This window comes from Schaalia canis (genome assembly GCF_003858455.1).
Classification (GTDB): domain Bacteria; phylum Actinomycetota; class Actinomycetes; order Actinomycetales; family Actinomycetaceae; genus Pauljensenia; species Pauljensenia canis.
In genome coordinates this window covers 67,603-89,285 of the sequence record NZ_RQZF01000001.1, presented here as the reverse complement: position 1 = coordinate 89,285, position 21,683 = coordinate 67,603, and the positions used below count along the sequence as shown (strand labels likewise).

The following is a 21,683-nucleotide window of genomic DNA, read 5'->3' as shown; positions in this document are numbered from 1 at the left end:
CCCAAGTTTACAGGTGTGCTCAAGGAGGAGAGATTCAGAAAAGCTCTGGCGGGTTGACGCTCATCCGCAGCATTGGACGTTTATGGGCGGAACGAATCTGCTGCATTCCTCGTAGAGCGTCTAAAAGGTCACCGCTACGCGCGCGAGTTGCTCGCACGAGGGCTCTGACCTCTGCAGATAGAGGATCGGCGTCTCCCTCGTCTGGCATGAAAACGCTTTTCCGTGGAACTGTGCCAACGTGGTCGCACTCTGTGACGGCACTTAACTCACGGATGAGTTCTTCCACTTCACCCAGTGGTCCGTCAATTGCCACAATGGTAGCGGCCGGGAAGAATGCCAAGTCAACGCGTTCTTCTAATGCCCGTTCAGCAAAGTGGGTCGGATCCCACCGGATCAGTGATTGCGCCAGTATGGGCTCGACACCCCCTACGACCATCGCCTGACCTGCCGAGCGCACTGCATGGCGATTAGCGCCGTGGCCGGCATTGTCTCCAGCGCTGTGGTCACTGCGGCACCGAGTAAGTGCGCAGGCATTCATCCATCGGCGGAGAGCTTCTTGAGGAGCCCATAATTCAGACCTTCCGGCAATCGCAGGAGCATCGACGATGAGTACCGCTGCATACCCGCCATCAGCCGCTGGTTCAGCGCCCGGCGTCGCAACTACCACACGAGGTTGATCGCTGACACGGTCAACGACGCCACGTTGGGATGAGGATACTGTGAGGGGAATACCGGGAAATGCACGGCCAAGATCTTCTGCCGTGCGATCCGAGCCCACTCGAAATGCCCTGAGCTGAGCGTGTGAACACTGTGGGCACCTCCATCGCTCAGTGTCGCGGCTACACCATGAGCAGACAATGGAACGTTCTGATGTCACACTCAGTACGCCGTGGCAGTGCGCGCAGCGTGCCGGTTTTCGACAGCGCTGACAGGCGATCGCGGGCGCATACCCACTCAGCGGTACCTGAACAAGCACCGGCCCTTCCTGCAGAGCTTGACGAAGCATACGCTGAGCGCTTGAAGGAATCTGCGCCTGCGCAGAAATACCTTCTCGCTCGCGATCAAACTCATCGGGGACGCTCACGTGCGGTGCGAGCTTCCGTCGCTCCTCCCACCCGGCGTGGAGGGATTGCGCCCACCGTGACGCCACCAGAGATTGAGCTTTAACAGAGCGCGCCCACGCCCCTACCAGCAGTGCGCATCCCTGAAGATGGGCTCTTGCCACAGACACGTCAAGGGCGTCGACTCGCGGTGAACGCTGTTCTCGGAGCCGATCATCTCCGTCGTCCCATAAGAGGATAAGGCCAACGTCTGGCAGTGGCGTCCACACTGCTGAACGAGTGCCGACGAGAATGTCGCTCTGCCCACGGATTGCAGTCAGATAGGCGCTGTAGCGCCGTTGTGCTGAAAGATCTGCATGGAGCGTCCCCACGTGAGCGCGAGGAAATGCACGAGTGAGTTGGGCGGCTACTGCCTCCACCCGCTGATGGGTAGCCTCAATGATGAGAACCCGCCGCCCAGAGTACAGGCAGGCCGCAATGGCTTCATAACTCTGCTCATCACGATTACCGGGCAGAGCCGCCCAGACTCCACGAGGGTTCTTGCCTGCTGCGAGCGCATGGATGAAGGCGACGCCGAACTCGTGAGTCGACCATGCCAGGTCCTGAGGGCGCTCCAGCCAGCCCTCCCCCGCTACGTCAATAACGGCGTCCTGCGGGTGTGTTGGGGTGGAGCTGCTTTCGGCAATACTGGCTTCTGCGCCGGCATGTCGGGGAGGGACTGCAACTGACAGAACTTGAGGAAGCGTAGCCAGGGAACGTTTAGCGACGTGAGCACCATATTCAAGCAGTTCCGGAGTAATAACAGGGAGGTGTGAAATCACCGCTTCAATCGGTCGTAAAGAACGTTGTTCAGGCACAATGAGCTCTCGCTCAATAATCCATCCCGTGTGGGAGCGTCCAGCGAGAGTGACCTTCACTGTATGCCCCACTTGCGCCTCATTCAGGAGCTCGTCGGGCACCCTGTAGTCAAGCAGTTTGTCGAGGTGTGGTAGCTCAGTGTCAACGAGGACGCGCGCGACCTCGATAGGAGGAAGATCCTCCTCTAGCCCAGGAAACGCGCCTTGAACACTCATACCTCTAGTAACTCACACTCACCCCGCATCTGCGTGGTGAGCGCTCAGCTCAGCAGTGTCACCCCGTAGCGTGCAACGAGCATCGCCAGCAGAATAAACAGGAACAAGCCGGTAAAGGCCCAGTCCAGTCCCTGCTCAACGATGCGACGAAGCCAGGTCGGGGCTGGAAGGTTTCCTTCACGAATATTGATGCGCGTTAAGCCCGCCCAGACCAAAGTGGTGGTTGCGGTGATGAGAAGACACCAGGGGCATAGGACACGAATAACAAAGTAGGACTGGAAGAAGAGCCATAGAGCGAAACCCAGACCGATGGTGTAAAGCAGTTCGACGCAGAGCATGTACCAACGTGGGAAACGCACGCCTGCAAAGATCGCCACAGAAACAGCAAGAACGACTGTTTCAAAGAAGATTCCTAGGAAGGCGTTGGGGAAGCCTAACACCTGTGCCTGCGGAGTCTGAGCAACGGCTGAACAGGAAATCACACTATTAACGTCGCATCCGAAGGAGGCATTAGCGTTCGAAGCAAGCACCCACGCCTCAATTGAGAGGACAAAGGAAGCATAGAGGCCAATGAGACCGGAAATGATCATTTCCACAGCGGTGCGGGTGCGCCAGGCGGTGGACTCCTGAAGCTCAGCTGACATTAATTCTCCTTGGACGGGATGACATGCTGATAGCGCGCATGTATCAACGAGATACACACACGCTATCAGCTTTCTCGTAGCTACTTGTTCAACGCTGCACGAAGATCTTCCGTCTTCGTCAGCGATTCCCACGGGAATATATCGCGGCCAAAATGACCGTATGCGGTGGTAGGAGTGTAGATGGGACGCAGAAGATCAAGATCCGCAATCATTCCGGCAGGCCGTAGATCAAAGACTTCCTCGACGGCTCGCGCAATGTCATGATCAGGGGCGACACCGGTGCCGAAGGTATCAACATACAGGCCCACAGGATGAGCACGGCCGATTGCGTACGCGACCTGGATTTCACAACGCTGAGCAAGTCCCGCAGCAACAACATTCTTAGCTGCCCATCGAGCGGCGTAGGCTGCAGAACGATCGACCTTTGAGGGATCCTTACCTGAGAACGCTCCACCTCCATGTCGAGCCATACCGCCGTAGGTGTCGACAATAATCTTGCGGCCGGTCAGGCCAGCATCGCCTGTCGGTCCACCGATAACAAAGCGACCCGAGGGATTGACGAGGATCTGAGCAGAAGAAGTATCGAGGTCAAGTCCGCTCTCATTGAGCACTGGTTCGATAACGAGGGAACGAATACCCTCATCAAGCTCAGCCAGGGTACGGTCGGGATCATGCTGCGTTGACACAACGATCGTGCTGACGCTCACCGGACGGTCGCCCTCGTAACCGAGAGTCACCTGAGTTTTACCGTCTGGACGCAGGCCGTCCATGAGACCAGCGTGACGGACATGAGCGAGACGCTCCGCCAAACGGTGTGCCAACCAAATAGGCGCAGGCATAAGATCAGGAGTTTCGTCCGACGCATAGCCGAACATGAGGCCTTGATCACCAGCCCCCTGACGATCGCGATCATCACGGTCAGCGTGAGTTCGCACCTCAAGAGCAGTATCGACGCCGCCTGCAATATCGGGACTTTGCTGGCCAATAGAGATGGATACACCACAGGACGCACCATCGAAGCCAACCTCAGAGGAGGTATAACCGATTGACGAGATTTCTTCACGAATGATCTGAGGAATCTCAACATAGGTGTCGGTGGTAACCTCACCAGCGACATGGACAAGACCCGTCGTCACCATTGTCTCAACGGCGACGCGGGCATGAGGGTCAGCCGTCAGCAGAGCATCAAGGATTGCGTCAGAAATGCGGTCACAGACTTTATCGGGATGTCCCTCGGTGACAGATTCCGAGGTAAATAAGCGCAGTTGAGAAGTCACTGCTCCATCGTACTCGCCAAAATGGCGCTCACGCGATCAAGAATGGCACAGGCAACATCATCTTTCGTGCCAGAAGCCTTACCAAGTATTGACCCGTCACTTCCCACAAAGTGAACGTCGTTGGGGACGTCGCCAAATCCACGTCCCTCACCAACGGGGTTAACGACCAAGAGGTCTGCCCCCTTTCGACGTGCCTTTTCTTGACCATAGGCCAACACTTGCTCGACGCTGCCCGTCTCAGCTGCAAAGCCAACAACACAGGCTGGGCGATGAGGTGAGGTGGCGATTCCGGCCAAAATATCGGGGGTTCGTTCGAGCACAATTTGAGGAACGTCTACTTCCTCACTCTTTTTGAGCTTCATGTGTGCGGGCGCACTGGGGCGATAGTCAGCGACTGCTGCCGCCATAATGACTGCATCCGATTGGTGAAGACGACTGTTAACTGCCTCTTCCATGTCAGCAGCGCTCACAACCGGAACAATGTTGACGCCTGTCGGCAAGAGCGCGGCTTCAACATTGGCAGCAATCAGTGTTACCTCCGCACCACGCTCACGCGCACGGCGCGCGAGAGCAATGCCTTGGCGTCCAGACGAGTGGTTTCCAATGAAGCGAACGGGATCGATCGCTTCATGGGTTCCACCGGCGGTAATGAGAATCTGCCGCCCCTCTAGATCCACAGGCCCTGCAGAGGAACGTGCATGTTCAGAGGCACTATTGTTCTGGGCAAGAATATTGAGGGCGATGCGAGCAATTTCCTCTGGTTCTTGCATTCGCCCCTTGCCGCTGTCGCCCGATGAGAGGGCTCCTTCACGGGGGTCAAGAACGTGAATACCGCGCGCAAGGAGAACCTGCCGATTCTCTTGAGTAGCGGGATGCTCCCACATGGCGGTGTGCATAGCCGGGGCGATCACCACTGGGCAGCGTGATGCAAGAAGGGTGGTTGTCAGAAGATCATTCGCCATTCCTGAACGCATGCGCGCCATCAGATCGGCTGTGGCTGGAGCAATGACAATGAGGTCAGCTTCGCGCGCGATCTCCACATGGTCCGCCCCGCCAGCATCGAATACGCCAACGTGAACGGGGGCTCCACTGAGGGCCTCCCATGTGGCAGTGCCGACAAACTCAAGCGCGGAGGGGGTAGGGATGACCCTCACCTCATGCCCGGCTCGGGCGATCTCACGAACGAGGGTTGCCGCTTTAAAGGCTGCGACTCCCCCACCGACTCCGACAACAACCGTGGCGGACATGACAGGCTCAGGCTTCGGGGTCAGCCTCGAGGCTCAGCAAGCCCTCATCGATTTCGCGCAGGGCAATCGCCAGCGGCTTCTCGTCAGGTTCAACATCGACAACGGGGCCAACGAACTGAATGACGTTCTGTTCGAGCTGACGGTTGTAGGAGTTGATCTGTCGGGCACGCTTTGCAGCGAAGATCACCAGGGCATACTTCGAGTCGACATGCTCAAGCAGATCATCAATCGGCGGGTAGGTGATGCCTTCGGGCTGAGCGACAATTCCGGACATGTGTTGGTTCTCCTCAGTACTGGACCCTGATATGACGGCACAGGCGCGCATCGCATCCGATGCTCTGACCCAGCCTTCGAGTCTAACCGAACTATTTTAGGCCCATCAAGGCGGCTAGCTCCATGGCAGCACGCTCAACGTCATCATTTACCACTGTGGTGTCGAACTCGGCTTGTGCGGCCAGTTCTGTGCGGGCAGTAGTGAGGCGTCGCTGCTGCTGCTCGGGCGTTTCTGTCCCTCGGCCGATTAGGCGACGCTCGAGTTCTTCCCACGAGGGGGGCGCAAGAAAGACGAGCTGCGCCTCTGGCATTGCCAGACGAACCTGGCGTGCACCTTCGAGGTCAATCTCGAGAAGGACTGGCCGTCCCGCAGCAAGATGTTCCTCAACAGGCCCACGAGGCGTGCCGTATCGGTTTCCTCCAAAGACTTGCGCCCATTCGAGAAGGCCATCATTTCTGAGGAGTTCATCGAATTCTTCTTCTGTTATGAAGAGGTAGTTCACTCCATGTTCTTCACCAGGGCGGGGGTCTCGCGTGGTGGCAGACACAGAAACGACCAATTCAGGATGGCGTTCCTTCAGGGCAGAGACGACAGTTCCTTTACCGACACCGCTTGGTCCGACAAGAACAGTGAGACGCGCATGAGTCATGCACACTATCTTGCCATGTTTAACCGAAGCGCTTAACCAAAGCCTCGCGCTGGACGGGACCGAGTCCGCGAATACGTCGCGACTGGGCGATCTTGTATTCATCCATCAACAGGGAGGCCGTATTGACGCCGACTCGAGGAAGGGACTCAAGCAGGGAGACAACCTTCATCTTGGCAATAGCCTCATCGCTTGCTGCAAGATCAAGAACCTCAGACAGCTTCATTTCCCTAGTCTTAAGTGCTGCCTTGACCTCGGCGCGACGACGACGCGCGCGCGTAGCCTTCTCAAGTGCTTCCGCACGCTGCTGCGGGGTCAAATCCGGTAGAGCCATGAGCTCTCTCCCTCACCATATGAAGAGTTATATGACGCTTATAGGATGCCACTACACCCCCGGTTTTGGGGAGAACCGGGGGTGTAGTTATCTCACATTTCGGCCAGTTCTTGAACAGCCTTGTCGTGAGCTTTTCGTAGTTGGGAGATATTTGGCCCTGCCGCAAGAACTGCTCGAGAAGTTGAAGCAAGTACTCGATCTTCGACGCCGCCGAAAACTTGTTTTACCTGCTCAGCCCCTGCACCCTGGGCACCAATTCCGGGTGCCAAAATTATCCCGCGCATATGCCCACAATCAATCTGGAGATCCTGAACAGCCGTTCCGACGGTTGCTCCGATAACTGCACCAACAGGGCCAGCGTGTTCAAAATCACATGTCCCGTTGAATGTTGCTAACTCCTCAATGACGCGTGCTGCAACACTTACTCCATCCGCATTACGGGCATGTTGCACCGTTTTCCCCTGCGGATTAGACGTCAAAGCAAGCACGAAAACACCTCGCCCTTGGGCTGCGGCACGGTCAAGTGCTGGAGCAAGCGCCCCTACACCAAGGTAAGGCGACAGAGTCACAGCGTCGCCAGCTAAGGCAGAAGCGTCATCAAGGAAGGCATCAGCATAGCCCTCCATCGTGGAGCCAATATCCCCGCGTTTAGCATCAACGATGCACAAGGTACCTGTTGAGCGGGAGGCCGCAATCACCTCTTCGAGGACAGCAACGCCCCGCGAGCCGAAACGCTCAAAGAATGCAGCCTGCGGTTTGAAAGCTGCGGCACGGCCACCCAAAGCCTCCACCACCGTCAGACTAAAGCTCCGTAAGCCGTCGACCGTCATCGGTAGGCCCCACGCCGACAGCAAACCCGGATGAGGGTCAATCCCCACACAGACCGGCCCACGCGCACGCATCGCGGCGTAGAGCCGATCCCCAAAAGACACCATGCTCATCGCGCACCCTCCTGACGGGCCACGTCCCACTCCTGCAGGGACTTCACGCGGTACTGGCCACGTAAACGCACCTCAATCGCTTGCACAGCCGCATGGAAGGCCTGCAAAGTCGTAATGATCGTCCGATCATGAGACATTGCAGCCGTACGAATCTGATAGCCGTCATGACGATCCTCAGAGCTTTGCGGGGTGTTCACAATAATGTCGATCAGGCCGTCATTAATCATGTCAACAACAGTGGGCTCCCCATTGGGACCCCTCCCATCGGAACTCTTACGCACCACCTGAGCGCGAATACCATTCCGATGAAGAACTGACGCAGTTCCCTCTGTCGCAAGAATCTCAAAGCCGAGTTCTTGCAAGCGAATCAGAGGAAAGACAATGGCGCGCTTATCCGAATCCGCAATCGACACAAAGACGGTACCTTCCGTCGGAAAATCGGTGAAAGCAGCCGATTGAGACTTAGCAAAGGCCGTCGGAAAGTCCCGATCAATGCCCATCACCTCGCCCGTCGAACGCATCTCCGGGCCAAGGATTGAATCAACAACGGATCCATCCGCATGGCGGAAACGCTTAAAAGGCAAGACTGCTGCCTTAACTGCGATCGACGAATGATCGGGAATAGTGCGCGCGTCCTCGGCGGGAAGGATTCCCGCCGCACGCAAAGAAGCGATGCTCTCCCCCACCTGAATCAACGCAACCGCTTTAGCTAAGGGCACACCTGTTGCCTTCGAGGCAAAGGGAACCGTGCGTGAAGCGCGAGGATTGGCTTCGATGACGTAAAGGGTATTCGACACGAGGGCGAACTGAATATTAATCAGTCCTCTCACGCCCACGCCTCGCGCAATCGCTTCGGTGGATTCAGCAATGCGGGCTACCTCGCGAGCTGAAAGAGTCATCGGCGGCAGCACGCAGGCAGAGTCGCCTGAATGAACGCCGGCCTCTTCGATATGTTCCATGACGGCCCCCATAAACAGTTCCTCACCGTCAAAGAGGGCATCGACGTCAATCTCAACCGCAGCATCAAGGAAACGGTCGATCAGTAGCGGACCGCGCTCGAAAAGCGCCTCCAAGTCAGGGCGATCAAGGTAGCGATCCAGGCCCGCACGATCATTAATGACTTCCATGCCGCGCCCGCCCAGAACAAAACTGGGGCGAACAAGAATCGGGTACCCGATTTTTTCCGCGACCGCGTGAACAACAGAGGGCGTGTAAGCCACGTCGTGCGCAGGTGCAGGAAGATTCGCCTGAGCCAGGACCTTTCCAAACTCCTCCCGATCCTCAGCAAGATCAATAGCAGCAGGCGACGTACCAAGAATCGGCACCCCGGCAGCAGCCAGATCAGCAGCGAGGGATAACGGGGTTTGCCCACCGAGTTGAACGAGCATACCGGCAACCGGGCCAGCCGCACACTCCGCACGATAGACCTCGAGGACATCCTCAAGAGTCAATGGTTCAAAGTACAGTCGGTCGGAAATGTCATAATCCGTTGACACGGTCTCTGGGTTGCAATTGACCATGACCGTCTCGTACCGGTCACGCAGAGCCATGGTGGCATGCACGCAGGAATAATCGAACTCAATCCCCTGGCCAATACGGTTCGGTCCAGCACCCAAGATAATGACAGCCTCACGCTCGCGCGGGCAGACCTCGGTTTCCTCCTCATAGGTGGAATACAAGTAGGGCGTATTCGTGCTGAACTGCCCCGCGCAGGTGTCAACCGTCTTATAGACAGGATGAACGTCAAATGCCGCGCGAATCTCACGGACGGTCATTTCCGAAATCCGACGCATAGAGGCGATCTGCCGATCAGAAAAGCCATGACGTTTCGCCTGGATAAGCAGGTCACGCGTCAGAGCCGGAGCATTGATCAACTCCTGCGCGATCTCATCCAAAAGCACCATCTGGTCAAGGAACCACGGGTCAATCGCAGTCGCTTCAAAGAGGTCCTCAACGGTGGCCCCACCACGAATGGCCTGCTGGACCTGAACAAGGCGGAACTCCGTTGGCGTGGCGGCAGCGCGGAGCAAATCGGCGGTTTCTTCCGCGTTGGGAACGGGTCCCTCCCAGTGGAATTGAACGCCCTTCTTGTCAATTGAGCGCAGCGCTTTCTGCAGGGCTTCGCTGTAGGTATGGCCGATTGCCATAGCCTCGCCAACGGCCTTCATGGCAGTGGTCAAGGTCGGATCGGCCTCAGGGAACTTTTCGAAGGTGAACCGCGGAACTTTCGCGACAATGTAGTCAATCGTTGGCTCGAATGAAGCCGGTGTAGTGCCCGTAATGTCATTGGGAATCTCATCCAGCGTGTAGCCCAATGCCAGACGCGCCGCCATTTTGGCAATGGGGAAGCCCGTTGCTTTCGAGGCCAGAGCCGAAGAACGCGACACACGCGGATTCATCTCAATACAGATAGCCCGGCCATTGGTCGGATCAACAGCAAATTGGATGTTGCATCCACCTGAGTCCAGACCAACTGTGCGGATAATAGACTTGCCGACCTCAATAAGATCGCTGAGTTCTTTATCCGTCAAGGTCAATGCAGGAGCAACCGTGATGGAGTCGCCCGTGTGGACGCCCACGGGGTCAACGTTTTCAATCGAGCACACGCAGATGACGTTGTCAGCGGTGTCGCGCATGAGCTCAAGTTCGATCTCTTTCCATCCGAGGATGGATTCTTCGAGCAGAACCTCAGTGGTAATTGATGCAGCTAAGCCCTGTCCCGCAATGCGCTCAAGATCTTCAGGGGTGTAGGCAAAACCCGAGCCCAGGCCTCCCATCGTGAAGGAGGGACGCACAACCAGGGGGTAGCCAAGTTCGGCGGCAGCGGCGTGACATTCGTCCATGGTGTGGGCAATCACCGAGCGTGCAACCTCTGCACCGCACTTTTCGACGATGGCCTTAAACTCGTCACGGTCTTCACCGGCTCGGATTGCCTCAGCGTTCGCGCCGATGAGTTCAACGTTGAAACGCTCCAATACGCCCTGCTCGGCAAGGGCCATGGCGGTATTCAACGCGGTCTGGCCACCCAGCGTTGGCAGCAGGGCATCAGGGCGTTCTTTCTCAATAATGCTTGCCACGACGTCAGGTGTGATGGGTTCGACGTAGGTGGCATCAGCCATTTCCGGGTCGGTCATAATGGTTGCCGGATTTGAATTGACGAGGATGACGCGCACGCCCTCGTCTTTGAGGACACGGCATGCCTGGGTGCCCGAGTAGTCAAATTCGCAGGCCTGCCCAATGACGATCGGACCAGAACCAATAACGAGGACGGAGCGGATATCGGTACGTCGAGGCATCAGTGCTGTTCCTCCATGGCTGCAGTAAGAATCTGAGAAAGCTGAGTGCGGACCTCATCGGTGAGTTGTGCCGCCCCAGCAGGCAGGGCCTCACCCGAGATGATAGCTCCGCAGATTCCCTCGTGATTACGGATATGGAGGGTGAGCGCGCGAGTGTCAATACCGGCAATGCCGATAACGCCCTTCGCTTCGAGAAGCTCATTAAAGTCGCCAGTGGAGCGCCAATTTGAGGCGCGCCGCGCGGGCTCACGAGCAATGAGGCCTGCGATGGTGAAACCCTCGCGTGGAGCCTCATCATTCACCCCAACATTGCCAATATGCGGGGTGGTCATAACAACAAGTCGATCTGCATGCTCAGGTGCAGAAAGTACCGCCTGATACCCGGTCATTCGCGTATCAAAGCTGAGGATACCGGCGCGAACGCCTTTAGCCCCCCACGCACGTCCTGTGAAGATTCGACCGTCATCGCAGATAAGGTAGGCAATATCGTTGCTCATGCGCGGTCCTCCGTCACAAGTGGCATGCCGCCATCAACGGTGATCTGGCCGGCAAAGATCGTGAACATCACCTGACCAGACAGTTCCATCCCCACAAAGGGCGTGTTCGTCGAACGGGTCCACTGAGAGGCAGGATCCACCACTCGACGCACGGTGGGATCCACAAGAGCGAGGTGAGCGGGCGAGCCCTCAGCAATCCCCTGCCCTTGGTCTGCGACGCGGCCAATCTGAGCGGGAGTAGTGGATAACACGCGAGCAACATCAGCCCACGTCATGCGGCCAGTTTCCACCATGGTGGTGATGACAATCGGCAGTGCGGTTTCCAGCCCGGTCATACCAAAGGCACCGATGTTCCACTCCACGTCCTTCGACTCAAGTGGATGGGGTGCGTGATCGGTACCGACAATGTCAATGGTGCCATCAGCGAGACCTTCACGAACTGCCTCAACGTCTGCGGCAGTGCGAAGCGGAGGGTTGACCTTGTAGAGCGGGTCGTAGGTTGCGGCGAGTTCTTCGGTGAGCATGAGGTGGTGGGGTGTGACCTCGGCAGTCACGTTGACACCCATGCGCTTACCCCAACGAATGAGTTCGACTGAACCTGCGGTGGAGAGGTGGCAAACGTGCAGGCGCGAACCCACGTGCTTAGCCAATAGGATGTCGCGGGCGATAATGGCTTCTTCAGCCACGGCAGGCCATCCGGCCAAACCCAGCTCGCCGGACAGCTCAGATTCGTTCATCTGAGCGCCGTCGGTGAGTTCAGGGTCCTGGGCGTGCTGAGCGACAACGCCGTCGAAAGCCTTCACGTATTCCAGGGCGCGGCGCATGAGCACCGGGTCAGAGACGCACTTGCCATCATCGGAGAAGACGCGCACTTGGGCCTTAGAGTTTGCCATGCCACCGATACGGGAAAGGTGCTTTCCTTCCAACCCTTCGGTGACGGCGCCGACGGGACGAACGTCAACGAATCCCGCTTCCTTGCCCTTGCGCCAGACTTGTTCCACAACGGAGGCTGTGTCGGCTACGGGGCTGGTATTGGCCATGGCGTGAACGCAGGTGTAGCCGCCAACAGCCGCTGCACGGGTGCCGGTGAAGATGGTCTCAGCGTCGGTCTGGCCGGGTTCACGAAGGTGGGTGTGCAGGTCAACAAGGCCCGGTAGGGCGATCAGACCATCAGCGTCAATAACGCGGGTGGTGTCAGTAGCGTGTGAGGCTGCACCTTCACCAATGGCAACAATGACGCCGTTTGCGAGGTAGATGTCGGCGACGTGTTCGCCCAGGATATTGGCGTTGCGGATGAGGATGTCAGTCATTGGTGGAGCCTTCCGGGGCGAGGAGGAGGTAGAGGGCAGCCATGCGGACAGAGACGCCGTTGGCGACCTGTTCAACAATGACTGAGCGAGGAGAATCGGCTGCTTCAGCGCAGATTTCAAGGCCGCGGTTCATGGGGCCTGGGTGCATGATGATGGTGTGATCGGGCAGACGGTTGAAACGCTGCCGGTCCAGCCCATATTGGGTGTGGTACTCACCGGGCGAGGGGAAGAAGCCACCGCCTGCGGCGCTCATGCGTTCACGCTGGACACGCAGCATCATGACAGCGTCGGGGCCCTGGGCAAGGGCACGGTCAAGGTTGTAGTCGACCGCGCAGTTCCAGTTTTCAATACCGACAGGCAAGAGCGTTGGTGGAGCAACCAGGGTGACATCAGCGCCGAGCAGGTGCAGCAGGTCAACATTGGAGCGAGCCACACGCGAGTGCAAGATGTCACCGACGATCACGACTTTTGCGCCCTTCAGGTCGGTGCCTGGTGCGACGGGTTCAACCGCGGGGTTGGAGGCGTCTCGGTTGAAATGACGTCGAAGAGTCATGGCGTCCAGCAGAGCCTGGGTGGGGTGCTGGTGAGTGCCATCCCCCGCGTTGAGGACCGGCAGGTTCATCCATCCGGCGTGTGCGAGGCGGTGTGCTGCGCCGGAGGCGGAGTGGCGGACGATGACAGCGTCAGCGCCCATTGCTTGAAGTGTCAGCGCCGTGTCCTTGAGGGATTCGCCCTTGGAGAGGGATGAGCCTTTGGCAGAGAAGTTGATGACGTCTGCAGAGAGGCGTTTTGCGGCGGCCTCGAAGGACAGGCGCGTGCGGGTGGAATCTTCAAAGAAGAGGTTGACGACCGTGCGTCCGTGGAGGGTGGGAAGTTTTTTCACGCGGCGCGACTGGGTGGCGGCCATGGCCTCGGCAGTGTCAAGAATCTGGACGGCCTCACGGTATTCGAGGTCGCGGATGGTGATGAGGTGGTTGAGGCTCATATCAGTCATTCCTTCCCAGGAGCACGCCGTCGCGCCCATCGGTTTCTTCGAGCAGGATCGTGACAGTTTCCTGACGAGAGGTTGGCAGGTTCTTGCCCACGAAGTCGGGGCGGATGGGTAGTTCGCGGTGGCCTCGATCAACGAGGACGGCAAGTTGAACGGCAGCCGGACGGCCAATGCCAGAGAGGGCGTCGAGGGCGGCCTTAATGGTGCGTCCGGTGTAGAGCACATCATCAACGAGGACAACCGTGCGTCCATCAATACCTGCGGGAGGAATCTCCGTGGGATGCGGGGTGCGCAACGGGTGATCAGCCAGATCATCTCGGTACATCGTAGTGTCGATGATGGCCAGGTCAGTGTTCAGACCGCCAACTTCACGGATGCGCTGAACGAGGCGGCGGGCAAGCACTGCTCCGCGCGTGGGAATACCGGCAATCACCAGGTTTTCCGCGCCTTGATTGCGTTCGATAATCTCAAACGCGATGCGCGTCAGCGAACGCGCAATGTCATCGCCGCCGAGGATGTCTTTACCTCGTGTGTGACGATGATCGTCGGATAGTGGATATGACTGACCCATGCGGGACCTCCTTCCCCGCCTCACAGGACGGGCTTTAAAGGATTCAATTTCCGTCGGAGATTCTAGCACCAACACTGCCAATGAAGACAGAGGAACCTCCCACATGCTGAGCGTAGTTCCTGAAGAATTTATTGGGGCTGAGAGCACTAGAAGCGGAGGTCTACTGGTCCTTTCCACCCATGCTTGAGTTCTTCTGGAGTGACAACACAGCAAGAACGAAGAAAGTAAGGGCACTGAAGGTCAGGACCGTATTTGTATCAGAGATGTACAACATGAGGCCTGACAGTGAGTAGGACATGAAAATCGCCGAATAGGAGGTGATGCTGAATAAAGTAAAGAGAAGCGGGTGCATGTCGGTAGAGACGGAATTCGCAAGACGATTCGAAAGGAAAGGGGCAATAAATGCAGCACTCGCGCCAAGGAGGGAAAAGGCAAAAAAGTAAGCCGCCGGAATATGCGCGATCACCAAGCTGTAAGCAATTGACGGCAGCAAAAGCACCAGCGGAAGGTAATATTTAAATGCGACAATTCTCGGGGCCTTGACTAGAACTGATGAGCAGAGAACACTCGTGACAACGAACAAGGCAATGCCGTATCCGAAGTGAGAAGGGCTGTACCCTCCACTGGTTAACGCCCGCGGAAATAGCACGTTGAGCGAGCCTGCAACCATAAGCTCAAGGATGAAGACGAGACCGAAGGCTGTCTTATTTCCAGGAAGAGCCAACACAGCTCGCATCCCTGATGACAGTGCAACCGGGGAGGAAGTTGGGCGGAGCACTTGAGCATGCCGACGGAAGAAAAAGAGGAACGTTGCCATGTTGAGTATGGACATGAGTGCCAGCAAAGTAACCAGACCTATGCGCGTCGTCCATTCAAGCGCAAGGCCGCCCATTATTGCTGCGAAGGCTAACGCAATATTAACGGCGATCTGCATGAGAGCAAGGGAACCAACGTACGTATCTGGCGCAGACAAGGCCCTTAAAATTACGGATGAAACAGGGATGAACAGCCCGTCGCTTACGGCAAAAAGAAGCAGCGCCCCGAGAAGAAATACAGGATTCGTTTGAGCAACAGTAAGCGACAGGAGAAGGAGCATTGCCAGCAGGCGTCCGCTAATCCCCAGTGCAGCAATAGAAAGCTGTGGCAGGCGTGTGCTCAGTGACGGGACAAGTAGAAATGCTAGAAGGCGAGCCAAAGAAATGACCGTCAGAACAGAAACTGCGGTTCCCAGTGGGGACTCAGATAAGACGATCCAGCTCAAACACACGAAAAGAAACTGGTCAGCAATCCCAACGAACAAAGAAAGCAACAGCCACGAGTGGACCGGTTCCCACCGGTGAATAAGGATGTCCTTCATTCTGACTCTTTCTGCTCACTCTCGACTCTCCACACGGATGACAGCGTTTAACATCACGAATTGGCACCCTATGATATTCCCCCGCATGGCAGTCAGTTTTCCAAAAGGAACATGCCATGCGGGGGAATGCGAGGTGTTGAGGATCACTACCTGTGAGGGCCCTCAGTATTCATCGAGGAGCTCATCGAGCTCTGCCAGGTCAGCAGCCGTAATGTCAGCCAAGGTCGGGTAGCGTTTCTGCTCCCCCTCGGAGGATTCGATGTCGACGTCTTCAGGCTCGTTGTGATCGTCGCCCGTGGCATCGGCAATAACCTCGTCAGAACGAGTATCACCCTCCATGTCAGCATCAGAAGCGAGGCCGTCCGCAGACTCGACAGGCATCTCGGGCGCTGCAATATCGGCGGCGAAATCCTCAAAGGAGAGTTCCTCTGCGTCATTCATGGCAGACATATCGGACTCCGCAGAGTCCTCGTCATAGATGCCATCCTCATGCACGCGGGAGCGCGTCCACGCCGGAGAGTGAATCTCCTTGCGGACAGCGTCCAAAACGGCGTTAACAAAGTTCGGAGAGGCATCCGTCGAAATCGACTTGACGATAGAAATCGCTTCGTCAATGGCGATCACCGCAGGCACATCTTCCTGGTTGGCCAACATTTCCCACACGGCAACTCGCATGACAGCAAGGTCAACGGCGGGAATACGATCCAACCCAGCGACGTCAGCATGATCGTCAATGAGCGTATCAATACGACGCAGCTCCTGAGCGACACCCTCAATAATGCGGATGGAGTAGTCAGGAAGCGGAGTTAGCGCAGCGGTAATGACCTTACGCTCACGCAGAAGGTCACGCAGAACCTCGGGATTGGAGCCCATACCGCGCTGATCCGCCTCAAAGACAACATCCGCCGCACGCTTGCGGGCCTTCGTGCGGGATGTGAACTGATGTTTTGTCACGATCAGTCGGTGACGCGGCCGGAGTAGGAGCCGTCGCGGGTGTCAACCTTCACGCGGGTTCCCTCTTCCATGAACAAAGGAACCTGGATCTCGTAGCCGGTTTCCAGGGTGGCAGGCTTGGTACCAGCGTTGGAGCGGTCGCCCTGCAGGCCAGGCTCGGTGTGAGCAATGGTCAGGACAACGGTAGCGGGCAGCTCAATGAAGAGGACATTGCCGTCATGCATGGAGACGATAACGTCCTGGTTTTCGATCATGAAGTTACGTGCGTCGCCAACGACCTCGCCGGGAATGTTGATCTGCTCGTAGGTGGAGGTGTCCATGAATACGTAATCGTTGCCGTCCTGGTACAGGTAGGTGTAATCACGGCGGTCAACGGTGGCGGTCTCGATCTTCACACCAGCGTTGAAGGTACGGTCAACGATCTTGCCCGAGAGGACGTTCTTGATCTTGGTACGCACGAATGCGGGACCCTTACCCGGCTTGACATGCTGGAATTCGACGACCTGCCACAGCTGGCCCTCAATCACCATCACCATGCCATTCTTGAGATCATTCGTAGTCGCCACGGTTCTACCTTCTGTTAGAGGAAAATACGGAACGGCCGCAATTCTACAACGAATTGCGTACTTCCTGGCTAATGATGTCAGTGCTACGGCCAACAGTGTCCACACTCACCTGCGCGACATCGCCGTGGATCTGGCGCATCTGCTCCATGAGGCGAGCCAGTATCGCTCGCGGAGCACCCAGAGCGACCGCACGCGGCGCATTCAAGCCCGTCCGACGGGCGATCTCACTCATTGAGGCATACAGCTCAACAACAAGGTGGCCGTTCTCGCGCGCTTCACGCACGGCACCCAGCACCGTCGGCATGATTGACACACTCGGACTTAAGGCGATCACCGCTCCCCCATCGGCGCTCAGACGCTCCTGACGGAGTAGTTCACAGGCAAGACGCTCTTGAGTGGGGACGAGCTCAGGATGATCGTCGATCACGAGTGCGTCCATAGACGCCCCCAATGCTTCTTCCACAAGATCATCAAGGTCCAAGAAATCTACGAGGAGCTGGGCAGCAAGATCCCTGCCCACGCTGGTTTTCCCCGTCGCACTCGCACCGATGAGAATGACCGAACGCGCTGGCTGTGGGAGTACTGCCGATGAATCCTCAGTCAACATGGATTCCTACCTTTCGTGCGGGCACACGCAATTGCTCGGCAGTGATCTCGACAGTACGCGGGTTGTGTAGCCCTTCCAGAAGAACAAAACGCAAAGTTCCGCCACGCACCTTCTTGTCCGACATCATGATGCCAAGGAGTGCCTCCAAAGAAGCACCGCTATAGCTTGTGGGAAGACCCGCCAGTTCGAACATTTCTCGGTGTGCGTCAACGTCTGCCTCGGTGAGCATGCCCAGAGAGTGGGCTAATTCAGCGGCAAAAACGCAGCCAACGGCGACTGCCTCACCGTGGCGCCACTGGTAGTTCTCACAGCGCTCAATGGCGTGGGCAAGAGTGTGTCCGTAGTTGAGGATTTCACGCAAACCTGATTCCTTTAAATCAGCACTGACTACATCAGCTTTGACCTGCACAGAGCGCGCGATCAATTCACGCATGTGCCACGATGTCACATCACGAGCAGCGTCGGGATTCTCTCGCAAGAGGGTAAGGATCTGCGGATCTCGAATAAATCCGCATTTAATAATCTCCCCAAAACCTGCGCGAACGTCCTCGGCGGGCAAGGTGGTCAGGACTCGCAAATCCTCAATGACAGCCCGCGGCGGGTGAAACGCACCGGCCAGATTCTTTCCAGCCAGCGTATTAATACCTGTCTTCCCCCCCACAGCAGCGTCAACCATGCCGAGCACCGTCGTAGGAACCTGAATGACATCAATACCACGCAGCCATGTGGCGGCAATAAACCCAGCAAGGTCGGTGGTTGCTCCCCCGCCGACACCAATAATCGCATCCTGGCGTGAAAGTCGCGCCTGCGCCGCAGCGTCCCAGCCAGTGGCAAGCACCTCAACGGTTTTCGCAGCCTCACCATCGGGGTGAGTCATCGTTGCACACAAGTATCCTGCCGCTTCACAATCACTGACAATATCCGCAACATAGTCGGATAACCCATCAGGATGAACAATCAACAGACGCTGGGTGGCAGGCGAGAACACCCGACAAATCTGGTGTGCCGGTCGACGAGCTCCAATGCAAACTGGATAGGCGGACTCTCCCCCAACCTCAATGACTGTCATAGGGGCCAGTAGGTCGCACACCTGAGCAATAACGTCCCCTACCGGCGAGGAATCCGAGGTGATGCGGTGGGTACGCACCTCCTCATACAGTGGCCCGCGAGCTTCCAACAGCTCAGCAAGAACCCGAGCAGGATCGTCGCGCAGGAGTGGGCGGTGTTCCTTACCCGCTGTGCGACGCACCAGTTCTTCCAAAGCGACATCAATATGGATCACCGTATGGCCGCTCAAAAGCTCGCGCACCCGAGGAGTGGTCACCGCTCCCCCGCCCAAGGAGATAACGGAAGCTGTGTCTAGAGCTGCGGCAACGGCATCGGCCTCGTAACGGCGAAACGCATCTTCGCCCTCGTTGGCGAAGATATCAGCGATTGTTTGGCCGTGGCGTTCCTCCACGAGGGCGTCCGTGTCGACATATTCAACGCCCAGTTCAGCGGCAACGCCCCGCCCCACCTTTGATTTGCCGCTTCCCGGCATGCCGATAAAGACTACTGGCATCGAGGCGGGCTGGAGAGTATCAGTCATCCCAGGTGATCCTCTCGTGGATTCGGGCTTGGTAAGACTCAAGATTGCGCTTCGCCTCGGTGACGGAATTGCCGCCAGCGTGCGTGCTCAGTAAATCCGCCAGCACCAGAGCTACTTCTGCTTGGGCAATCAACGCGCCAGGAACCACCTGACAGGTATCCGATCGTTGGTGAAGCGCCGTGGCTTCTTCACCGGTACGCATGTCGACTGAACGAAGAGCGCGCGGCACCGTTGAGATCGGTTTGAAAGCAGCGCGAGCAACAATCGGCTGCCCGTTGGACATACCGCCTTCAATCCCCCCGGCGTGGTTGGAAACGCGGGTGAGATTGCCGGAGGTGTCGCGGATAATCTCATCGTGAGCACGGGATCCAGGAAGGGCAGCTTGGGCGAAACCATCTCCAATTTCCACCCCCTTCACCGACTGGATGGACATGAGTGCCCCGGCAATTCGTGTATCCAGACGGCGATCAGCTTGGACGTGCGTGCCCAAACCAATGGGAACCCCCCATGCGACAACCTCGACGACGCCTCCAACGGTGTCTCCCTGCGATTTTGCCTCATCAATGCGGCTGATGAAACGGGCTTCAGCTTCCGCATCGCAGGTGCGCACAGGGGATTCGTTGAGCGCAGCTTCATCTTCTGGGCGAGGCAAGCTCATGTGCCGTGCTTGTTGCTCAGCGACGGCCACGACGTGGCTGACTAGGCGAATACCGGCAATCTGTTCACACATCGCCTCCGCGATGGCTCCCAGGGCAACGCGGGCAGCAGTCTCGCGGGCACTTGCGCGTTCCAGAATCGGACGGGCGTCGGGCAGATCATACGAGAGCATACCCGCCATGTCGGCGTGGCCTGGGCGAGGACGCGAGAGCGGTTTATTGCGGGCGACCTCTCGTTCGTCACCAGTGCCAGCATCAATCAACAGATCGGCTGGATCAACAGGATCGGCTGACATCACCGTCTGCCACTTGGGCCATTCGGAGTTCGCGATCTGGATAACGATGGGAGCCCCTGTGGTCACGCCATGACGAACGCCGCCAAGGATGGTGGCCTCGTCCTGTTCCCATTTCTGGCGTGCGCCACGTCCATACCCCAGACGGCGGCGCGCAAGAGCGTCACGGACCATTTGGGTTGTGATAGTGAGCCCAGAGGGCACGCCTTCAATTGTGGCGACCAGCGCCGGGCCGTGGGATTCACCTGCAGTTAGCCATCGCAACATTCCTCTAGTTTCCCACATACGTCACTCGTGCCCACCCGTAAATGAGACAGCCCAGCTAAGACAACCCAGCGATAGGACCTATCAGCGTGGTGCGGAGTGAATACTTCCGCTTTGGTCGCTGTCCACTCCTCCGTCTGACTGCGGAATGGTGTCAGCGAGCGAAGCCGGTTCAGTACCGAGAATGTCAATGACGACAGCAAGGCTGTCATCACCCGTTGCAAGATCCGGTGGGATAGTAACTGCGATTCGCGAGCCAACGCGCTGGTCAATGAGTGCTTGGCTGATGCCAGGCATAGCGTCCTTCAAATTAATGAGTTCAGGAACACCGGTTGACCATGTGCTCTGTCGTTGGATGCCGTCACTCCAACCCATGACAATGTACTGAGCAACGACATTGTCTTCCTCGTTCACCTGAGCGCCCTCACCTTTCAAGAGAAGCTGCGTGGTGAGGCCAGAGGGAACATTTGGGCCATGAGAGATAACCGGTCCTTCATCCCCCATCTCCACATGGAGAGGCTCTCCATTGGCCCCCTCCTGAACGACACCGGTTGCAATGGCTGGCAAAATATCAACGACGTCGATCTCTACCGCTGACGAGGCTCCCGGTGCTGTGGCATTGGGATTGAGCGAGCGGACAACGATGATTCTGCTGCCCTCGGATAGACCAATGACTGATGACAGCAGGTCTTCCCCAAGTGTTGCTGCATCCGCATGTCCGACAAGAAGACGTGCCCTTCCCGAAGGGTTAAGAACGCTGCCGCTTTGCCCATCGAAGGCTGTGATAGCGACAAGGACAGGGGTGTTGTGGGCAATAGAGCGCCCATTTCCCTGTTCGTAGATCCGACGTTTTGAGCCCTTCATCTCAATGGGAGCAGTCAGATTAAGCACGGGGGTAGCCCCCACACGGCCGGATACTTTAATCAGGTCGAAAACTGTTGATGTCGACTGTTCCCCCTGGACAGGGCTGACGCCGCTCGCAACCTCGTTCCCTTCCGTCTGGGGAGAAGTCCCACGAAGACCCCACACGACAAGAGCAATCACCAGCAGTGTCACAACGAGTCCCACGATGCTGAGCATCCGTGAGGGCGGCGGCAGGGTGATGGCGTATTTGCGGCCCTCACTCAAGGGGCGAGGATCGCCGGTTGGGGACTGCCGATCCGGGGTCGATAGCCGCCCTCCTGCCCGAGGCCGTTGGTGTAATTCAGCTCGAGAGGGAAGATGAGGGATTTCAGG

At 57.3% G+C, this 21,683-nt stretch carries 20 protein-coding genes; all 20 read right to left on the bottom strand.

What is annotated here, in order from left to right; genetic code table 11:
• Positions 1 to 34: 34 nt before the first annotated feature.
• The gene (locus EII11_RS00395; protein WP_124867490.1) at positions 35 to 2,134 is read right to left on the bottom strand and encodes a primosomal protein N' family DNA-binding protein; all 2,100 of its coding nucleotides are present in this window, start codon (positions 2,132 to 2,134) and stop codon (positions 35 to 37) included.
• A gap of 44 nt (positions 2,135 to 2,178) precedes the next feature.
• Entirely contained in the window at positions 2,179 to 2,778 is a 600-nt protein-coding gene (locus tag EII11_RS00390; RefSeq protein ID WP_240622990.1) for a vitamin K epoxide reductase family protein, read from the bottom strand.
• A gap of 80 nt (positions 2,779 to 2,858) precedes the next feature.
• A complete protein-coding gene (metK, locus tag EII11_RS00385; protein ID WP_124867488.1) occupies positions 2,859 to 4,055 on the bottom strand; it encodes a methionine adenosyltransferase in 1,197 nt (398 codons plus the stop codon).
• Complete coding sequence (gene coaBC / locus EII11_RS00380; RefSeq protein WP_124867486.1) at positions 4,052 to 5,302, bottom strand: bifunctional phosphopantothenoylcysteine decarboxylase/phosphopantothenate--cysteine ligase CoaBC; 1,251 nt, start codon at positions 5,300 to 5,302, stop codon at positions 4,052 to 4,054. The genes metK and coaBC overlap by 4 nt, the downstream gene beginning before the upstream one ends.
• A gap of 7 nt (positions 5,303 to 5,309) precedes the next feature.
• Complete coding sequence (rpoZ, locus tag EII11_RS00375; protein WP_124867484.1) at positions 5,310 to 5,576, bottom strand: DNA-directed RNA polymerase subunit omega; 267 nt, start codon at positions 5,574 to 5,576, stop codon at positions 5,310 to 5,312.
• Positions 5,577 to 5,667: 91 nt separating this feature from the next.
• Positions 5,668 to 6,225: a guanylate kinase gene (gene gmk, locus EII11_RS00370; protein WP_124867482.1), complete on the bottom strand. Its 558-nt coding sequence runs from the start codon at positions 6,223 to 6,225 to the stop codon at positions 5,668 to 5,670.
• 19 nt (positions 6,226 to 6,244) lie between these two features.
• On the bottom strand, positions 6,245 to 6,556 hold the full coding sequence (mihF, locus tag EII11_RS00365; RefSeq protein ID WP_124867481.1) for an integration host factor, actinobacterial type: 312 nt from the start codon (positions 6,554 to 6,556) through the stop codon (positions 6,245 to 6,247).
• A 92-nt stretch (positions 6,557 to 6,648) separates the two neighbouring features.
• A complete protein-coding gene (gene pyrF / locus EII11_RS00360; RefSeq protein ID WP_124867479.1) occupies positions 6,649 to 7,497 on the bottom strand; it encodes an orotidine-5'-phosphate decarboxylase in 849 nt (282 codons plus the stop codon).
• On the bottom strand, positions 7,494 to 10,793 hold the full coding sequence (gene carB / locus EII11_RS00355; protein WP_124867477.1) for a carbamoyl-phosphate synthase large subunit: 3,300 nt from the start codon (positions 10,791 to 10,793) through the stop codon (positions 7,494 to 7,496). Before carB ends, pyrF begins: the two co-directional genes overlap by 4 nt.
• On the bottom strand, positions 10,793 to 11,290 hold the full coding sequence (locus EII11_RS00350; RefSeq protein WP_124867475.1) for a carbamoyl-phosphate synthase domain-containing protein: 498 nt from the start codon (positions 11,288 to 11,290) through the stop codon (positions 10,793 to 10,795). Before EII11_RS00350 ends, carB begins: the two co-directional genes overlap by 1 nt.
• A complete protein-coding gene (locus EII11_RS00345; protein ID WP_124867473.1) occupies positions 11,287 to 12,600 on the bottom strand; it encodes a dihydroorotase in 1,314 nt (437 codons plus the stop codon). Before EII11_RS00345 ends, EII11_RS00350 begins: the two co-directional genes overlap by 4 nt.
• On the bottom strand, positions 12,593 to 13,585 hold the full coding sequence (locus tag EII11_RS00340) for an aspartate carbamoyltransferase catalytic subunit (protein ID WP_124867471.1): 993 nt from the start codon (positions 13,583 to 13,585) through the stop codon (positions 12,593 to 12,595). Before EII11_RS00340 ends, EII11_RS00345 begins: the two co-directional genes overlap by 8 nt.
• 1 nt (position 13,586) lies before the next feature.
• Positions 13,587 to 14,162 (bottom strand): bifunctional pyr operon transcriptional regulator/uracil phosphoribosyltransferase PyrR, encoded by a 576-nt coding sequence (gene pyrR, locus EII11_RS00335; protein ID WP_124867469.1) that lies wholly within the window; start codon positions 14,160 to 14,162, stop codon positions 13,587 to 13,589.
• A 160-nt stretch (positions 14,163 to 14,322) separates the two neighbouring features.
• Positions 14,323 to 15,519: an MFS transporter gene (locus EII11_RS00330; RefSeq protein ID WP_124867467.1), complete on the bottom strand. Its 1,197-nt coding sequence runs from the start codon at positions 15,517 to 15,519 to the stop codon at positions 14,323 to 14,325.
• A 162-nt stretch (positions 15,520 to 15,681) separates the two neighbouring features.
• A complete protein-coding gene (gene nusB, locus EII11_RS10950; protein WP_240622989.1) occupies positions 15,682 to 16,473 on the bottom strand; it encodes a transcription antitermination factor NusB in 792 nt (263 codons plus the stop codon).
• Positions 16,474 to 16,475: 2 nt separating this feature from the next.
• Entirely contained in the window at positions 16,476 to 17,039 is a 564-nt protein-coding gene (gene efp / locus EII11_RS00320) for an elongation factor P (protein WP_124867463.1), read from the bottom strand.
• A 43-nt stretch (positions 17,040 to 17,082) separates the two neighbouring features.
• Entirely contained in the window at positions 17,083 to 17,646 is a 564-nt protein-coding gene (locus EII11_RS00315; protein ID WP_124867461.1) for a shikimate kinase, read from the bottom strand.
• The gene (aroB, locus tag EII11_RS00310; protein WP_124867459.1) at positions 17,636 to 19,234 is read right to left on the bottom strand and encodes a 3-dehydroquinate synthase; all 1,599 of its coding nucleotides are present in this window, start codon (positions 19,232 to 19,234) and stop codon (positions 17,636 to 17,638) included. Before aroB ends, EII11_RS00315 begins: the two co-directional genes overlap by 11 nt.
• Positions 19,227 to 20,450, bottom strand: a complete 1,224-nt coding sequence (gene aroC, locus EII11_RS00305) for a chorismate synthase (RefSeq protein WP_124867457.1) — start codon at positions 20,448 to 20,450, stop codon at positions 19,227 to 19,229. The genes aroB and aroC overlap by 8 nt, the downstream gene beginning before the upstream one ends.
• Positions 20,451 to 20,531: 81 nt before the next feature.
• Positions 20,532 to 21,575 carry an FKBP-type peptidyl-prolyl cis-trans isomerase gene (locus tag EII11_RS00300; RefSeq protein WP_205649181.1) on the bottom strand — a complete coding sequence of 348 codons (1,044 nt, stop codon included), beginning with the start codon at positions 21,573 to 21,575 and terminating at the stop codon, positions 20,532 to 20,534.
• Positions 21,576 to 21,683 lie beyond the last annotated feature (108 nt).

Excerpts from the sequence above, each read along its gene's own strand:
- pyrR (WP_124867469.1), bottom strand. The coding sequence starts at position 14,162 with ATGGGTCAGTCATATCCACTATCCGACGATCATCGTCACACACGAGGT.
- pyrF (WP_124867479.1), bottom strand. The coding sequence starts at position 7,497 with ATGAGCATGGTGTCTTTTGGGGATCGGCTCTACGCCGCGATGCGTGCG.
- EII11_RS00315 (WP_124867461.1), bottom strand. The coding sequence starts at position 17,646 with ATGTTGACTGAGGATTCATCGGCAGTACTCCCACAGCCAGCGCGTTCG.
- EII11_RS00390 (WP_240622990.1), bottom strand. The coding sequence starts at position 2,778 with ATGTCAGCTGAGCTTCAGGAGTCCACCGCCTGGCGCACCCGCACCGCT.
- EII11_RS00350 (WP_124867475.1), bottom strand. The coding sequence starts at position 11,290 with ATGAGCAACGATATTGCCTACCTTATCTGCGATGACGGTCGAATCTTC.
- mihF (WP_124867481.1), bottom strand. The coding sequence starts at position 6,556 with ATGGCTCTACCGGATTTGACCCCGCAGCAGCGTGCGGAAGCACTTGAG.
- carB (WP_124867477.1), bottom strand. The coding sequence starts at position 10,793 with ATGCCTCGACGTACCGATATCCGCTCCGTCCTCGTTATTGGTTCTGGT.
- rpoZ (WP_124867484.1), bottom strand. The coding sequence starts at position 5,576 with ATGTCCGGAATTGTCGCTCAGCCCGAAGGCATCACCTACCCGCCGATT.
- EII11_RS00345 (WP_124867473.1), bottom strand. The coding sequence starts at position 12,600 with ATGACTGACATCCTCATCCGCAACGCCAATATCCTGGGCGAACACGTC.
- gmk (WP_124867482.1), bottom strand. The coding sequence starts at position 6,225 with ATGACTCATGCGCGTCTCACTGTTCTTGTCGGACCAAGCGGTGTCGGT.
- aroC (WP_124867457.1), bottom strand. The coding sequence starts at position 20,450 with ATGTTGCGATGGCTAACTGCAGGTGAATCCCACGGCCCGGCGCTGGTC.
- EII11_RS00395 (WP_124867490.1), bottom strand. The coding sequence starts at position 2,134 with ATGAGTGTTCAAGGCGCGTTTCCTGGGCTAGAGGAGGATCTTCCTCCT.
- coaBC (WP_124867486.1), bottom strand. The coding sequence starts at position 5,302 with ATGTCCGCCACGGTTGTTGTCGGAGTCGGTGGGGGAGTCGCAGCCTTT.
- EII11_RS00340 (WP_124867471.1), bottom strand. The coding sequence starts at position 13,585 with ATGAGCCTCAACCACCTCATCACCATCCGCGACCTCGAATACCGTGAG.
- aroB (WP_124867459.1), bottom strand. The coding sequence starts at position 19,234 with ATGACTGATACTCTCCAGCCCGCCTCGATGCCAGTAGTCTTTATCGGC.
- EII11_RS00330 (WP_124867467.1), bottom strand. The coding sequence starts at position 15,519 with ATGAAGGACATCCTTATTCACCGGTGGGAACCGGTCCACTCGTGGCTG.